12 protein-coding genes are annotated in these 15,020 nt (G+C 67.4%); 3 read left to right on the top strand and 9 right to left on the bottom strand.

Translation table 11 applies throughout. From position 1 onward, the window contains the following. Window positions 1-29 precede the first annotated feature (29 nt). Window positions 30-722, top strand: coding sequence for an HAD family hydrolase (locus BLU29_RS03880; RefSeq protein ID WP_091055298.1), 693 nt, complete (start codon window positions 30-32; stop codon window positions 720-722). A 156-nt stretch (window positions 723-878) separates the two neighbouring features. Next, on the top strand, window positions 879-2,537 hold the full coding sequence (lnt, locus tag BLU29_RS03875; RefSeq protein ID WP_091055296.1) for an apolipoprotein N-acyltransferase: 1,659 nt from the start codon (window positions 879-881) through the stop codon (window positions 2,535-2,537). A 93-nt stretch (window positions 2,538-2,630) separates the two neighbouring features. On the opposite strand, the gene BLU29_RS03870 is transcribed toward lnt, so the two are convergent. The 9 genes from BLU29_RS03870 to BLU29_RS03830 form a co-directional block, all read right to left on the bottom strand. Beyond that, window positions 2,631-3,779, bottom strand: coding sequence for a lactonase family protein (locus BLU29_RS03870; RefSeq protein WP_091055294.1), 1,149 nt, complete (start codon window positions 3,777-3,779; stop codon window positions 2,631-2,633). Window positions 3,780-3,889: 110 nt separating this feature from the next. After that, window positions 3,890-4,465 (bottom strand): thymidine kinase, encoded by a 576-nt coding sequence (locus tag BLU29_RS03865; RefSeq protein WP_091055292.1) that lies wholly within the window; start codon window positions 4,463-4,465, stop codon window positions 3,890-3,892. 150 nt (window positions 4,466-4,615) lie between these two features. Beyond that, window positions 4,616-4,828 carry a hypothetical protein gene (locus BLU29_RS03860; RefSeq protein WP_091055291.1) on the bottom strand — a complete coding sequence of 71 codons (213 nt, stop codon included), beginning with the start codon at window positions 4,826-4,828 and terminating at the stop codon, window positions 4,616-4,618. Window positions 4,829-5,061: 233 nt separating this feature from the next. Further along, the gene (locus tag BLU29_RS03855; RefSeq protein ID WP_091055289.1) at window positions 5,062-6,864 is read right to left on the bottom strand and encodes a M2 family metallopeptidase; all 1,803 of its coding nucleotides are present in this window, start codon (window positions 6,862-6,864) and stop codon (window positions 5,062-5,064) included. A 54-nt stretch (window positions 6,865-6,918) separates the two neighbouring features. Further along, a complete protein-coding gene (locus tag BLU29_RS03850; protein ID WP_091055288.1) occupies window positions 6,919-7,101 on the bottom strand; it encodes a hypothetical protein in 183 nt (60 codons plus the stop codon). An 11-nt stretch (window positions 7,102-7,112) separates the two neighbouring features. Then, on the bottom strand, window positions 7,113-8,279 hold the full coding sequence (locus tag BLU29_RS03845; protein WP_091055286.1) for an efflux RND transporter periplasmic adaptor subunit: 1,167 nt from the start codon (window positions 8,277-8,279) through the stop codon (window positions 7,113-7,115). Between the two features lie 283 nt (window positions 8,280-8,562). Then, window positions 8,563-10,929, bottom strand: coding sequence for an ABC transporter permease (locus BLU29_RS03840; protein WP_091055284.1), 2,367 nt, complete (start codon window positions 10,927-10,929; stop codon window positions 8,563-8,565). Window positions 10,930-11,027: 98 nt separating this feature from the next. After that, window positions 11,028-11,771: an ABC transporter ATP-binding protein gene (locus tag BLU29_RS03835; protein WP_091055283.1), complete on the bottom strand. Its 744-nt coding sequence runs from the start codon at window positions 11,769-11,771 to the stop codon at window positions 11,028-11,030. A gap of 90 nt (window positions 11,772-11,861) precedes the next feature. Then, window positions 11,862-13,940, bottom strand: a complete 2,079-nt coding sequence (locus BLU29_RS03830; RefSeq protein ID WP_091055281.1) for a TIR domain-containing protein — start codon at window positions 13,938-13,940, stop codon at window positions 11,862-11,864. 116 nt (window positions 13,941-14,056) lie between these two features. Between BLU29_RS03830 and BLU29_RS03825 the strand changes: the two genes are divergently transcribed. Beyond that, window positions 14,057-15,013 (top strand): YafY family protein, encoded by a 957-nt coding sequence (locus BLU29_RS03825; RefSeq protein WP_172830200.1) that lies wholly within the window; start codon window positions 14,057-14,059, stop codon window positions 15,011-15,013. Window positions 15,014-15,020: the final 7 nt, after the last annotated feature.

The following is a 15,020-nucleotide window of genomic DNA, read 5'->3' as shown; positions in this document are numbered from 1 at the left end:
GCGGTGACCCCGCCCTACAACCCAATCCAATGATCAAAATCATCGGTTTCGATGCCGACGACACGCTCTGGCACAACGAGAGCATCTTCGACCGCGCCCAGCAGCGCTACCGCGCCCTGCTGGCGAAATACCACCCGGCCGCCGAGGTGGACCGCGTCCTTTTCGAGACCGAGGTCCGCAACATGCCGCTCTACGGCTACGGGGTGAAGGGTTTCATGCTCAGCACGGTCGAGACCGCCATCGAGCTGACCCGGGGCGCCATCAGCGCGCCGGAGATCCGCGAGATCGTCGCCCTCGGCCAGGAAATGCTCGCGCACCCGGTCGAGCTGCTGCCCAGCGTAGCGGAAATCGTGCCCGCGCTGGCGCGCGACTACCGGCTGCTGCTCATCACCAAGGGCGACCTGCACCACCAGGAGCGCAAGATCGCGGCCTCGGGCCTCGCGGCCCATTTCTCCGCCATCGAGATCCTGAGTGAAAAGGACGGCGCGGCCTACGCCCGCGTGCTGCGCCGGCACGGCGTGGCGATCGAGGAGTTCGTGATGGTCGGCAACTCGGTCAAGTCCGACATCGTGCCCGTGCTGGAGCTCGGCGGCGCCGGCGTGCACGTGCCCTATCACATCACCTGGCAGCACGAACTGGGGGTGGAGGTGCCGCCCAACCAGCCGCGCTTCCGCAAGGTTGACCGCCTCGCCGAGCTGCCGCCGCTGCTGCCGGCGCTCTGAGCTGTAGGGCGGGATCTCCGTATCCCGCCTTTTCGCCGGCGTCGGGACGTTCGTGGCGGGATGCGGTGATCCCGCCCTACAACCAAGGCATCGACGCTTATTGTTGGAGCTTGCTTGCAAGCGACGCCACGGTCGCCTGTAAACAGGCTCCTACAAATGGCTGACACCCGCGCAGAGCCCGACCCCTACGATCCCAAGCCGACGCTCTGGCAGCGGCGGCCGCACCTGGCGTGGATCCTCGCGGTGTCCGGCTTCACGGTGTTCCTGACCTATGTGGCCTTCCCGCCGGTCGACGCCGGGGAGGCCGCCTACGTGCTGGCGCTGCCGGCCGTCCTCTGGGCCTACCGCCGGCCGTCGTTCCGGATGTTCGCCTGGACCGTCCTCGGCGCGCAGGCGGTCGCGTGGACCGCCCTGCTCGGCTGGCTGCATAATGTCACCTGGGTCGGGCTGTTCCTGCTCGGGCCCTTCATCGGGCTGTTGGTGGGGTCGTGGTTTCTCGCGGTGTGGTGGACCATCCCGCGACTGGCGGGCCACCGGGCGCTGGTGCGCATCGGCGCGATGCTGGGGCTGGCGGGGCTGTGGGTCGTGCTCGAGTGGTTTCGCAGCCAGCTTTTCGGCGGTTTCCCGTGGCTGCCGCTCGCGGCCAGCCAGTGGCAGCGACCCTTTATCCTGCAGGTGGCGGCCTATGCCGGCTCCGGGGCGGCTTCCTTTACCCTGATCGTGTTCAACCTCGGCGCGGCGGCCTACGTGCACCGGGCGTTCTTCGAGGGCGTAACCGGCTTCAAGAAGCGCACCCCGGAGTTCTCCGTCGCGTTGCTCGTGCTGATGGCCGGCTCGTTCCCCTTCCTCGCCGACACTTTCAACCAGCAGCGCCGCCTGCTGGCGCGCGTCGCTCTGGTGCAGCCCTACATCCCGCAGAACGAGAAATGGGACGGTGCCCGCGCCACCGAGGTGCTGCATACGATCGAGAATGTGACGCTGGACGCCGCCCGCCGCGGTGCGCCGCAGGTCATCATCTGGCCCGAGGCCGTGACCCCGTGGGCGCTGTATCGCGACCCGAACGTGCGGGAGTGGCTGGAGTCGATGGCCAGGCGCACCAAGAGACCGCTGCTGCTGGGCAGTGTTTACACCCAGAGGTCCGGCCAGCCTGACGAGGCCTGGTATAACGGTGCGTTCGTGATCGACCCGGTGAAGGGCCTCGACCCGGCCGGCTATGCCAAGCGCAAGCTCGTGCCGTTCGGCGAGTTCATCCCGCTGCGGCCCGTGCTGGGCTGGATCGAGAAGTTTGCGCCCATCGGCGGCGATTTCCAGCGCGGCACGGATGCGACCCCCTTGTCGCTGCCCGTCGGCTCGCGCCGCGTGCCGGTCGGCGTGCTGATCTGCTACGAGGACATTTTCCCCGCGCTGGCGCGCGAGAGTGCGCTGGCGGGGGCCGAGGTGCTGGCCGTGCTGACCAACAACGGCTGGTTCGGCGAGGGCGGGGCGGCCTACCAGCACGCGGCGCACTCGGTGTTGCGGGCGATCGAGACCCGCCGGCCGGTCATCCGCTGCGGCAACGGCGGTTGGAGCGGCTGGATCGACGAATACGGCAACATTCGCGCCAACCTCCAGAATGAGGACGGCAGCGTCTATTTCCGCGGCGCGCAGACCCTCGATGTGACGCGGGATGTGCGCTGGACGGGCAAGCAGAGTTACTACACCCAGCACGGCGATTGGTTCCTGCTGGTGTGCGTCGGCCTCGCCGCCGGGGCCTACTACCTGGTGCTGATGATGCGTCCGCCCCGGCCGGGACCGGACGGTAACGCGCGGTTCTGATTTTCCCCTGCCCTGTAGGAGCCTGCTTGCAGGCGATTCGGATCCTACGTCGCGGATAACGCCCTGGATCGCCTGCAAGCAGGCTCCTACAATTCAGGGCGCGAACAGCACGCAGACGGGCTGGGGCACGGTGACGGTGCTGCCGGTGGACGTCAGCCGGCCCGTGCCGGCATCCACCTTGAACGAGACGAGATTGTTGCTGTTCATGTTCGCGCACACGAGCCACCGGCCGTCAGGCGAGAGTTCGAAGTTGCGCGGATGCTTGCCGCCGCACGGCGTGATCTCGACCAGCTTGAGCGTGCCGTCGGCCTGCACAGCGAATACCGCGATGCTCTCGTGGCCGCGGTTGGACGCGTAGACGAACCTGCCATTGGGATGGATCCGGATTTCGGCGGCGCGGTCGGGGTCGGTGACCTGGAAGCCGGCGGGCAGGGTGGAGATGTGCTGGATCGGCGTGCCGGCGCCGCGCGCAGCATCGTAGGTGCACACGCTGATCGAGCCGTCGATTTCGTTCAGGATGTAGAAGAACCTCCCGTCCCGGGAGAATTTCGTGTGACGCGGGCCGGTGCCGGGCGGAGTCGTGATGAACGCCGGATCGTGGGGTGTGAGGGTCGCGGTGGCGGGATCGAGCTGGTAGGCGAAAACCCGGTCGAGCCCGAGGTCGGCGATGAAGGCAAAGCGGTTGTCGGGCGAGATCGTGACGGAGTGCGGGTGCGGCTTGTCCTGGCGGACCTTGTTCGGACCCGGCGGACCGGCGTGGGCGATCAGCGAGGTGCGCGCGCCGAGGCGGCCGTCGGCCGCGAGCGGGAACGAAGCAAGGTAGCCGCCGCCGTAGCTGACGGTGACGAGCATTTTGCCGGTGGCGTCGGTGGCGAGCATGGTGGTGCCACCACTGCCGCCCGCGCCGCGGCGGTTCAGCAGCGCGAGTTTTTGAGTCGTGCCGTCAAAGGCGAAGGCCGCGACCCCGGCGCTGGTCTGGCCGTCCGGTCCGGGGCCCTCGCCAAGCGCGTAGAGCACGCGGTGGTCGGGGCGCCAGGTGAGGAAGGTCGGGTTCGGCGTCTCGGCCGCGACGACCGGTTCGCTGAGGGCGCCGGTGACGGAGTCGAGCCGCACGGCGTAGATGCCCTTGCTGGCGCCGTCCTTGGGGGTATAGGTGCCGAGGAAGATGAGCTGGCTGGCGGCGGACATGGTGGAAGTGAGGGTGAGGGTGAAAGTGAGGAGAACGCGACGGAGGGAGGGCATCGGGGAGGGGTATCTTGTAGGAGCCTGCTTGCAGGCGATCAGGGTGTGGTCCGTTGGCGCGGGTTTCGAATCGCCTGCAAGCAGGCTCCTACAAAGAGAGAGTCATTTCATCAGGCGAGGGCTTCCTTGTAATGGCGGCGGCACATCGCGACATAGCGGTCGTTGCCGCCGATCTCGACCTGCGCGCCTTCCTTCACGCCGCGGCCGTCGGGCCCGACGCGGAGGTTCATCGTGGCCTTGCGGCCGCAATGGCAGATGGTTTTCAGTTCGATCAGGTTGTCGGCCAGCGCCAGCAGTGCGGCGCTGCCGGGGAAAAGCTGGGCCTGGAAGTCCGTCCGCAGGCCGTAGCACAGCACGGGGATCCGCAGCTGGTCGGCGATCTCGGTCAGCTGCTCGACCTGTTTGCGCGTCAGGAATTGCGCCTCGTCCACCAGCACACAGGCGACGGGCTGGGCGGCGTGGGCGGCCTTCACGTGGGCGAAGACGTCCTCGTCGGCCTGCAGGGCCAGGGCCTCGGCCTCAAGCCCGATGCGGGACTTGACCTTGCCGGGGCCGACGCGGGTGTCGATCGCCGGGGTGAAGAGGAGGGTGCGCATCCCCCGCTCGTGGTAGTTGTAGCTCGATTGGAGGAGGACGGTCGATTTGCCGGCGTTCATCGCCGAGTAATAGAAGTAAACCTTCGACATGCGGCCGGAGTGAAGCAGGCGGCGGAAAAAAGAGAAACCCGAAACGTGGGTCCGGATTTCGTAGGAGCCTGTTTACAGACGATCCGATGAAGGCGGATTCCTCGCGATCATTCTGAATCGCTTGCCAGCAAGCTCCTACATCAGGGCGGGTCAGCGATCGCCGAACCAGTGGGCGGGATTGATGAATTTATCCGTCTTGCACTTCGGGCACTTGATCCAGCCCAGCTCCTCGCCCAGGGCATTCTTGCCGGTGCGCACCTGTGCCCCGCCGAGGGCTTCAAGCCGACGGCGCTGACCGACCTCGCCCAAAAGCTGCGCGAGCCGCTGTCCGCAATGCGGACATAGGATGATGGTTTTCTCCATGGCCCATCTCCCGAAGGAGATATGGAGAGCTGACGGAATGTTATTTGAGGTGACCCGGACAATTCCGGCTGGAAACAGCTGATAACCAAGCCGGCCCGAAAGCAACGCCGTTGTTGCCCCATGGGTTGGCAAAAAAAGAGCCCCGAGGCTGAGGCGGGGCTTGGATGTAGGGCCGGCGCTTGTCGCCGGGCCGGGAACGGTCCGCCGGCAAGCGGCGACCCTACAGGGGAGACTCACTCCCAGCCGATCTTGCGGCCCTTGTTCTGCTCCTGCAGCCACTGCATCAGCGGGGCGTAGTATTCCACCATGGCGCGCGTGCTCAGCTCCTCGCCGGTGGCCTCCTTGAGGATCTTGCGCCAGTCCTCGGTCTTGCCCTTCTCCATGATCGAGCGGAGGAAGTCGCCGACCTGCTTGTTGCCGGCGTAATTGCAGGCCTGCGGCGGCTGGTGGAGGATCTTTTTGGCGATGTAGTCGTTCAACTGGTATTTGAAGACCTGCGCGATGGCGTAGCTGTAATAGTAGCAGGGCGTGTCGTTGATGTGTGTCTTCGTCGCCGCGTCGCACCACTCCTCGCCGCGCTCGCTCGGGGGTTCGACGCCCTGAAAGTCGCGCACATACTGCCACCAGCGCTTGTTCCATTCGCCGGCGGGCAGGTTCTTGGCGTAGACGTCGGCCTCCCAGTGCGTCATGACGCCGGAGGACCAGAAGATGAACGGCACGCCGCCGGAGTTGACGGCGTTGGCGAGCAGGAACGCGGTCGGGTCCACCTTGTAATCGGTGGGCAGCACGCCGACCGACTTCAGGTAGGGCGCCATGCTGGCCGCCAGGGCGGTCAGTTCGCCGAAGCCCTCGTGGAAGGCCGGGTTGGCCCCGGTGCGCAGCAGCATGGGGACCTCGTCGCGGGTGTAGCCCATGAAGTAGTAGATGTGGCCGAACTCATGGTGCGCCGTCATGAACCACCACGGGTTGGATTCGATGCTCTGCAGCGAGCGCAGGTCCTTGATGAGGTCGACGTGCCACGCGGAGGCGTGGGTGTTCTTCTTGCGCTTGTCGCCGGCGGGCACGGGGTAGAGGTCGGACTTTTCCCAGAACGACTTTGGCAATGCGGGAAAGCCGAGGCCGACGTAGAATTTCTCGGCGCTCTGTGCGATCCACTCCGGCGAGCGGTTCTTGAAGAACGGCGTGAGGTCGGCACCTTCGGCCATGCCATCCCATTCCTGCGCCCAGCGGTTGTTGAGCCAGTGCGCCGGGATGCGGTTCGGCACGGGCTGGTGGAACTTCTCGGCGAGCTTGTATTTCGCCCAGGTGTGGAGCTGCAGGTAGAGCGGGCGCAGGTCGCGCATGAAGTCGTCGTTCATCTTCACCATTTCGTCGGTCGTCATGCCGTAGCCGGCGACCTGCAGCGCGAAATAGTCGGGGTAATCGAGCTCCTGCGCGACGCCGTTGCGCAGGCCGCGCAGCTTGATGAGGCCCTCCTTGAGGGCCTTGCCGGATTCCTTGGACGCCAGCCAGACCGCGAGGCGCCGGTCGAGGGGGGTGTCGTTCGACTGGAGGAGGTTGTCGATTTCGTTCACCGTGGCGGGCTTTCCGTCGAGCTTGAACTCGAAGCCGTTGAGCGTGGAGGCCTGCGCGACCTCGGCGGCGATGCGGTCGGTGACGAGCTTGGGGTTGGTCATCGGGCCCTCGGCGGCGTTGAGCAGGAGCTGCTCGAGCTCGCGGATGGTGAGGGCATTGAGCTCGCTGCGGTGGAGGAGCAGGGCCTTGGCCTCGTTGATTAGGTCCGGGTTGCCGTTGAAAGCGGCGTAAGCCTGGCCGGCGGTCTCGGCCACGGCGTCATGCAGCGGCGAGACGTCGGTGAGGGCGTCCCACTGGGCGTTGCCCGTGATCTTGCTCAGCGCCTGGTAGGTCGAGTTGGTGAGGGCAAGGAAACGGTCGGCCCGTTCCTGCGTGGGGTTGGCATCGGCGGCGAAGGAAACAGCGGCCGCGAGCAGCACCGCAACGGCGGCACCGCGGAGGGGGGATGTAACGCGAATCATGCCCGTGTCATACGCCTTGCCCGCCGCTTGGCAAACCCGGAGCGGCGAAGCCACCTACTTTCGCGACAGCTGCCGCCACATGCGCCAGGACCAGCCGCAGAGGCCCACCGACAGAACCGTCGTGAAAAGAAACCACGGATTCCCGGCGACGTGAATTCCTTCCGAGAAAATGCGCAGGACATGCGCGACGACCAACAGCACGAACAGCAGACCGGTGACAGCGACGTAGGTTTTCATGATAAGATGGGCTAAATCTTCACCGGCTGCACCCGTTGGCCGTCGGACACGCGGTCGCCGGGGTAGAGGATGACCTCGTCGCCGGCGGTGAGGCCCTTGAGCACCTGCACCTCGGAGCCGCTGGAGCGTCCGGCCTCGACCGGCACGAGCACGGCCCGGCCGCCGCGCACGACATAGGCGGCGGATTCGCCGCCCCGGCGGAAGAGCGCCGACACCGGCACCTTCAGCACCTGTTCGCTTTCCCAGACGATGACGCGGGCCTCGACGCGGAAGTTGTCGCCCAGCGTCGGGCGCTCGGTCAACGGCGTGATGATGTCGGCCACGACGTTGACGCGCTGTTCCTCGACGCCGAGGGCGGAGATCTTGGTGAAGGCCGCGGGCTCGACCAGCCGCACGCGGGCGTCGAGCGGCTTCGGGCCGCCCCATTGCTCCAGCGCCACGCGGGCGCCGGGCGCCAGGGCGGCGCCGTCGCGGGAGAGCAGCTCGATGACGACCTCGAGGTCGGCCGGGTCGCCCGCGTCCAGCAACGGTGTGCCGGCGGTGACCGGGCGTTCGCTCTCCTGGAAGACATGCAGCACCCGGCCGGCGACGGGTGCCCGCACCTCGACCAGCGCCGGGGCGGCGGCCGGATTGTTGACGGCCAGCTCGGTCTCGGCGGCGCGCAACGCGCCCTCGGCCGCGACGACCTCGCGGGCGGCGACCGTCTCGCGGATCTTGGCCGCATCGAGATCCTGCGGCGCCAGCGTGCCGGTGTCGAACATGGCCTGGGCCCGCTTGAGGTCGTTGATGGCCAGGGCGTGGGCCGCGCGGGTCTGCTCCAGCGCGGCGACGGCGGAATCGCGGCGCGCCTCGGCCAGGGCGCGGCTGCGGGGGTCGAGCGGCGAGGCGGCCATCGGTTCGATGACGGCGACGACATCGCCGGCGGCGATCGCGGCACCGGGCTTGAAGGGCACGCGGCGCAGCTGGCCGGTGACCGGCGAGGACACGACGTAGCGCTGCTTGATGCGCGTCTTGCCCTCCTCGCTGACGGTGGCGCGCAGCGGGCCGGACGTGGCGAGCGCGGTCTCGACCGGGGCGGGACGCGGGCGCAGGCCGAAGCCGAGGGCGACGACCAGCCCGACGCCGAGGACATAAGGCAGCCAGCGGAGCCGACGGGTGGGAGAAGGAGACTGATTCATACGGCAGAAGATTTTTAACCACTAATGCACACTAATGGGACACTAATTCTGAGAAGGCTTTTGGACCACGGATTGGACGGATGAACACGGATAAAGGCCAAGGCGGGTTTTCACAGGAGCACGCAGAGAAAAGGCAGGAGATCGGAAGCTCCGCTTCCTCCGCGACCTCCTGTAAAATGATCGGGATGTTTCCATCCGTGTTCATCCGTGCCATCCGTGGTTAATTCCGGTTCTGCAAAATTAGTGTTCATTAGTGTCAATTAGTGGTGCTCTTCGGTCTGGATCACTCCGGCGCCTTGAGCGTGGCGATGAGGTCCAGTTGCTTGAGTTTGCGCAGGACCACCAGGGCGGAGAGGATGGACGCCGTGGTGACGACCACGACCGCGAAGGAATAGGTGTAACTGGTGAAGACCAGCGGCAGGCGCACCGTCTCGGTGTTGACGGACGTGACAATCACGGTGGCAAAGCCCGTGCCGAGCGCGAGGCCGAGCGGCACGGCGAGGGCGGCGAGAATGACCAGCTCGATCACGATGATGGCGCCGACCTCGCGTTGCGTCATGCCGACGACCCGGAGCGTGGCCAGCTCGCGCGCCCGCTCGGCCAGCGAGATACGGGCATTGTTGTAGATGACGCCGAACGCGACGACGACGGAGAACATCAGGTAAATGCTCTGGATGAGCCCCATCATCTGGGCGGTGGTCTCGCGGAAGCTTTTCCGCATGGTCTCTTTGATCGCGACGGTGCTGACGCGCGGGATCCCCTTCAGGGCGACCAGAAACTCCGCGCGCCTGGACATGTCGAGCCCGAGGCTGGCGCCGGTGATGACGTCGCCCTCACCGAGGAAGCGGTTGATGGCGTGCAGCTCCATGTAGGCGGCGATGCCCGTGAAATCCTCCGCGAGGCCGACCAGCGGCACGGTCATGACCGGCCGCCGGCCCTCGAGCGCTTCGATGACCAGCAGGTCGCCCGGCTTCGCGCCGAGGACCTCGGCGAGCTTGGCCGAGACGATCAGGCCGTCGGTCGGCGGCGGGATCTCGCGCTGCCGGTCGTCAACCGCGCGACTGTGCATCGCGCCGGGAATCAGGCTGCGCAGCGCGATCTGGCGGCTGCGGCCCTGGAAGTGGATGCGGACCGCCGCGAAGCGCGCCGGCTCGAGGCTGGTGACGCCCGGCAGCTGGGCCAGCTCGTGCGCGAGCCGCGCCGACGACGGTTCGATCAGACTGAGGTTGAGATCCTGCCGCTGGTTGACGTCCCACTTGAAGTCGAGGATGTCGGCGATGCCGGCCTTGAAGGTGTTGGGCAGGATCAGCAGCGCGGTGGCCAGCGCCAGACCGGCGACGGTGAACAGCGCCTGGACCGGCCGGCGCTCGAGGTTGCGGACGGCGATGCGGAAGGAGTGCGAGAGGAGGCGGCGCAGGGCGGTGCGCTCAATGAACGCCGGCCGGAAGCTGGCCGGCGGCTCGGGCCGCATGGCCTCGGCGGGCGGGAGCTTCGCGGCCTGCCGGACAGAGCTGAAGACGCCCAGCGTGACGGCGCCGAGCCCGACGCCGAGGGCGATGGCCACCGCGTGGCCGTCGAGCCGGAAGGCCAGGTCGGGAAAGCGAAAGAACAGCTCATACATGACCACCAGCTTGTGCCCGAGCGCGATGCCGCCGAGCAGGCCGAAGATCACGCCGGCCGCGACCATCACGAACGCGAACTTCAGGTAGTGGACGACGATCGCGCGGTTGGTGAAGCCGAAGGCCTTGAGGATGGCGATCTGCTCGCGCTGCAGGGCGAGCAGCCGCGAGAGCACGGCGTTGGTCATGAACGCGGCCACGCTCAGGAAGATGCTGGGGAAGCCGACGGAGAGGATGGTCAGCACGCGGATCTCGTCGGATACGCGGATGTGCGACGGGTGGTCCTTGCGGCCGTAGGCACCGAGCCCGCCGTAGGGGCGCAGGAGGCGGTCGATCCCGGCGATCACCTCCGGCTCGTTCGCGCCCGGCGCGAGCGTGAGCGAGACATGGTTGAACGCACCGTAGAGGTCGCCCGCGGTGGCGACCTCCTTGTAGGGCATCCAGAAGATGCCGTAGGTGCGGCTGTCGGGCAGGGCGGCGCCCGGCCGCGACTCGAAGATGTATTCGGGCGAGAGAACGATGCCCGCGACATGGAACACCTCACGCCGGCCGCGCAGGAGCATGGCGAGCGTGTCGCCGGGGTTGAGGCCGTTGGCCGAGGCGAAGGCCTCGCCGACGAGCACCTCGTCGCGGGCGCCGGAGCTGAGCCAGCGGCCGCGGCGGAGGAAGAGGCGGTTCAGCTCGGGCGCGCCGAAGTCCGGCAGCGAGCGCACGAGGCCGCTGGCGGGCTCGGCCACGCCGGGCAGGTCAAGCGTGACCGGCAGCGCGAGGTCGGTCTGCACAGTGGCGACGCCGGGCACGGCGGCGAGACGGGCGCCAAGGTCATTGGGCGCGCGCTTCAGCGAGGCGAAGATCTCGGCGAAGTGGTTGGTCTGGTAATACTCGGCGCGCGTCGACTCCAGGGAGTGGATGAGGCTGCGGGCCATGATGAGCATGGCGAGGCCGCAGGCCATGACCAGCGACACCGCGGCGGCCTGGCCCTTGAGGCGCGCCAGGTCGCGGAGGAGCTTGCGGTCGAGGTGGGCGATCATCTGAAAAGGTAAGAATTACGAAGGAAGAATGAAGAAGGTGTCGGGCTCTGGCGGGTTGGGTTTCTTAAATCTTCCTTTTACCTTCTTACTTGGGTGATTCACCAGCGCAGGGTGGAGGGGGCTGCGCGGGTGGCATTTCTTCGTTCTTGTTGCACACGTCCGTCGGAAAAATAAATCACCCGGTCGGCCATGTCGGCCATGACGGCGTTGTGGGTGATGATGACGGTGAGCGTGCCGAGCTCGCGGTTGGCGCGCTGGATGGCCTCGAGCACGACGATGCCGGTCTTCACGTCGAGCGCGCCGGTGGGTTCGTCGCACAGCAGCACCTCGGGGCGCTTGGCGATGGCGCGGGCGATGGCCACGCGCTGCTGTTCGCCGCCGGACAGCTGGGCGGGGAAGTGGTCCAGGCGCGGCGTCAGCCCGACCAAGCCGAGGGCGGTCTCGGGCGCCAGCGGGTTCGAGGCGATCTCGGTGATGAGGCCGACGTTCTCGCGGGCGGTCAGGCTGGGGATGAGGTTGTAGAACTGGAAGACGAAGCCGACCGACTCGCGCCGGTAACGGGTGAGCTGCTCCTCGTTGGCGTGGGTCAGGTCCATGTCGCGGTAACGCAACTCGCCGGCCGTCGGGATGTCGAGGCCGCCGAGCTGGTTGAGCAGCGTGGTCTTGCCGGAGCCGGAGGGCCCGAGCAGCACGACGAGTTCGCCGGGGTGGAGGTCGAGGTCGACGCCCGCCAGGGCCCGCACCTCGGCGGTGCCGGTGCCGTAGACCTTGGTCAAGCCGCGCACGTGAAAGACCGGCGTGCCGGAGGCCGGGGAAACGGGGGCGGGAACGGCGGAATTCACAAGGGCCCGCAGCCTACCTCGGGGCGGGGGCGGCGCAACCTAAAGCCCGGGCGCAGCCCCGCGCGAACGCTCCAGAGGAGTCGCGGCTCCTCACTTCGCCGGCAGCTTGACGTCGAACTTGATCGCGGCCAGTTGCTCCGGGGCGACGCCGATCCGGCGCAGGAACGGCAGCCAGCGCGGGTCCGAGCGGAGGTTGGCGAACTGCGGCTGCACCGCGGTCAGGCTCAGTCCGGGGTCGCGGTAGACGATCGCCTTCTCCAGCCACTCGAAGGCACGATCCGCCTCGCCGCGGAAAGCATACACGTAGGCGATGTTCCAGGCGGCCTCCTTTTCGTAGTTCTTGATCAGTTCGGCCAGCGCCGCGTCGGATTCGGCCTTCCGGCCGAGCGCGTAATAGATGATCGCCGAGCCATCCAAGCGCCACGATCCGCCGGGTTCCTTCTGGATGGCGGCCAGCGCCGCCTGGGGATCTCCCTTCTGCACCTGGGTAATGGCGATAGTATAGTAGGCCAGGCTCCGGCCCGGTGCCAGACGCAGGGCGGTTTCCATCGAAGCCATGCCATCGTCGTAACGTCCCGCGCGGATGTAGGCGCCCCCGAGCGTGGCATGCGCCAGGGTGTTCAGCGGATCGTGGGCGACGACATATTCCCCGAGGGCGATGATCTGTTCGTAGCGGCCGAGGCCCCGGGCAAATTTCATGGCGACCGTTATGATGTCGGTATTGGCCGGCTCCAAGGCCAGCGCGTGGGCAAAGGAGGCCGCGGCCGCCGGCAGATCGCCGTAGGCGGCAAGGTTGATGCCGAGGAGCGCATACCCCCCCGCCGAGTTCGGATCGAGGGCAATGGCCTTTTGCGCGGCCTCGCGGGCCAGACGGTAACCCTCCTCGTTGGAGCGCTGCCCGAAATCGGCCTGCACCATGTAACATTCAGCCAGCCCGTTCCAGGCGGCGACCAGGTTGAGGTCGATGGCCAACGCCTGCTGGTAGAGCGCGACGGCCTGCTGAAGGCCCTCGCGCGTCAGCTGGTGGCTCAGTTGGCGGGCCTGCAGGAACAGGGCGTAGGCCTTGGGATTGGCGGCCTTGGTCTTGGGCGCTTCGCCGAGGAGTGTGAGCTTGAGTTGCCCGGCCACCGCGGCGGCGATCTCGTCCTGCACGGCGAAGATGTCGTCCAGCGAACGGTCGTAGGTTTCCGACCAGAGGTGGGTGTCGGTTCGGGCGTCGATCAGCTGGGCCGTGATGCGCAGCCGGTTGCCGGACTTGCGCACGGAGCCCTCGAGGATGTGCGCGACGTTGAGCTCCCGCGCCACCTGGGCGAGCTTGAAGTCCTTGCCCTTGTAGGAAAACGCCGAGCTGCGCGAGGTCACCTGCAACGCGGGGATCTTGGCGAGCAGGTTCAGCAGTTCCTCGGCGAGCCCGTCGGCGAAGAATCCCTGGTCGGCGTCCGTGCTCATGTTGACGAAAGGCAGCACGGCGATGGATTTTGCGTCGGGTGCGAAGGCCGGGGCGGTCGATGGTTCCGGCGGCTTGACTGCGACGGCAGAGGCCGGAGCCGCGGGCGGCGGGACCGGCTCGGGCTTGGCCGCGGGCCGCAGGAAGACGAAGGCGACGAGCGCGAGGACGACCACGCCGAGCGCGATGGTCAAAGGGGAGACACCGGACCGGGCGGGCGCGCTCGCCATTTGCACCGCGCGCGGCGCAGCAGACGGGGTGCCCGCTTCGGCGGAACGTGGCGCCTGGAGCAGCCGCTTCACCTGCTCGACAAACTGCGGCGTGGGTTCGCCGTTGGCCAGCCGGGTGCAGTGCGCCTTGAGAAACTGGTCGGGCACGTTGGCGTCGGATTCCCGGGTGGCGTCGATGATAACGGGGACGATGAAGGCGCGGTTCTCCGCCATGTCGTGGGTGCGATCCACCGCCAGTTTCCATTCACGCCGGAAATAGCCCTCTTCGCGAGCCTGGGAGTGGGAGGAAATAAGCGGGATGAACAGCGCGCACTCCTTGATCTGGCGGCGGATCTTCTGGTCCCACGCGTCGCCGCCGCGCAGTTCGCTTAGGTCGAACCAGACCTCCACACCGAAGGCGCGGAGAGCCTCGGCGATGCGCCGGGCGGCCTCGGCATCCTCGCGGGCGTAGGACAGGAAGACGGCACCGCCCGGGCGTGTTTGGTCGGCCATGGTTTAACCATCATCTCATGCCGGCCCCGGGGGAGACTTTCCAGACAAAAAGCCCCGCGGGCCGCCGGCGCGGAAGAAGATTGTCGCGCGCCGCCGGCTCCCTTGTGCTGGCGGGCATGAATCGGACCGACCGGCTCGTCGCGATGGTGCTGTTCCTGCAGGGGCGGCGCGTCGTGCGCGCCATGGAACTGGCACAGCACTTCGAGATCACGGAGCGCACGGTCTACCGCGACATCGCCGCGCTGGGCGAGGCGGGCGTGCCGATCTCCGGCGAAGCCGGCGTGGGCTACAGCCTGATGAAAGGCTACCAGCTGCCGCCGGTGATGTTCACGGCCGAGGAGGCCGTGTCGCTGTTCGTCGGCGGCGAACTGGTGAAACAGTTCACCGACGCCTCGTTGCAGGCGCCGATGATGTCGGCCCTCGACAAGCTCCGCGCCGTGCTGCCGCGCGACCGGCAGGACCATGTCGAGCGGCTGGTGGCGCGCACGGTGGTCTACGGCCAGTCCTCCCGGCGGAACGCCCCCGAGGCGGCGGGCCAGCGCTGGCTGCTGCCGGTGCAGCAGGGCGTGGTGCTGCGGCGCGTGCTGCGGATGTGCTACCAGGGGCGCGAGCGCACCGAGGAGACGGCGCGCGACGTTGAGCCGCTGGGCGTGGTCTTCTACGGCGGCGCGTGGTATCTGGTGGCGTGGTGCCGGCTGCGGACGGACTACCGGCATTTCCGCATCGACCGCATCCGGCGGCTCGAGCTGTCGCCCGAGAAATTCGAACTCCGCGACGGTTTTTCGTTCAAGGAGCACATGGAGCAGTCCGCCGCCCGGGAGAAAACCCTGCCGGTGCGCGTGTGGTTCCATCGCTCGGCGCAGGAACGGGCGCAGCGCGAAAGCTTCGCCACTCTGATCGAGGAGAAGGCGCGCGATGGCGGCGCCGAATTTGCGCTCTATGCTTGGTCGCTGGAATGGATGGCGCGGTGGCTGTTGTCGTTTGGCGACCGCGCCGAGGCGCTGGCCCCGGCCAAGCTCCGCACGCTGGTGTGCGCGGAAGCTGCAAAAATCGCGCGTTTACACGCGGATTAACCCCATC

The organism is Opitutus sp. GAS368 (assembly GCF_900104925.1).
In the GTDB taxonomy this organism is placed as follows: Bacteria; Verrucomicrobiota; Verrucomicrobiia; order Opitutales; family Opitutaceae; genus Lacunisphaera.
Note: the sequence above shows the minus strand (reverse complement) of the source record. Positions and strands in the feature narration are given on the sequence as shown.

What these genes read in the sequence shown, in the direction of transcription:
- BLU29_RS03880 (WP_091055298.1), top strand. Translation starts at nt 30, where the DNA reads ATGATCAAAATCATCGGTTTCGATGCCGACGACACGCTCTGGCACAAC.
- lnt (WP_091055296.1), top strand. Translation starts at nt 879, where the DNA reads ATGGCTGACACCCGCGCAGAGCCCGACCCCTACGATCCCAAGCCGACG.
- BLU29_RS03870 (WP_091055294.1), bottom strand. Translation starts at nt 3,779, where the DNA reads ATGCCCTCCCTCCGTCGCGTTCTCCTCACTTTCACCCTCACCCTCACT.
- BLU29_RS03865 (WP_091055292.1), bottom strand. Translation starts at nt 4,465, where the DNA reads ATGTCGAAGGTTTACTTCTATTACTCGGCGATGAACGCCGGCAAATCG.
- BLU29_RS03860 (WP_091055291.1), bottom strand. Translation starts at nt 4,828, where the DNA reads ATGGAGAAAACCATCATCCTATGTCCGCATTGCGGACAGCGGCTCGCG.
- BLU29_RS03855 (WP_091055289.1), bottom strand. Translation starts at nt 6,864, where the DNA reads ATGATTCGCGTTACATCCCCCCTCCGCGGTGCCGCCGTTGCGGTGCTG.
- BLU29_RS03850 (WP_091055288.1), bottom strand. Translation starts at nt 7,101, where the DNA reads ATGAAAACCTACGTCGCTGTCACCGGTCTGCTGTTCGTGCTGTTGGTC.
- BLU29_RS03845 (WP_091055286.1), bottom strand. Translation starts at nt 8,279, where the DNA reads ATGAATCAGTCTCCTTCTCCCACCCGTCGGCTCCGCTGGCTGCCTTAT.
- BLU29_RS03840 (WP_091055284.1), bottom strand. Translation starts at nt 10,929, where the DNA reads ATGATCGCCCACCTCGACCGCAAGCTCCTCCGCGACCTGGCGCGCCTC.
- BLU29_RS03830 (WP_091055281.1), bottom strand. Translation starts at nt 13,940, where the DNA reads ATGGCCGACCAAACACGCCCGGGCGGTGCCGTCTTCCTGTCCTACGCC.
- BLU29_RS03825 (WP_172830200.1), top strand. Translation starts at nt 14,057, where the DNA reads ATGAATCGGACCGACCGGCTCGTCGCGATGGTGCTGTTCCTGCAGGGG.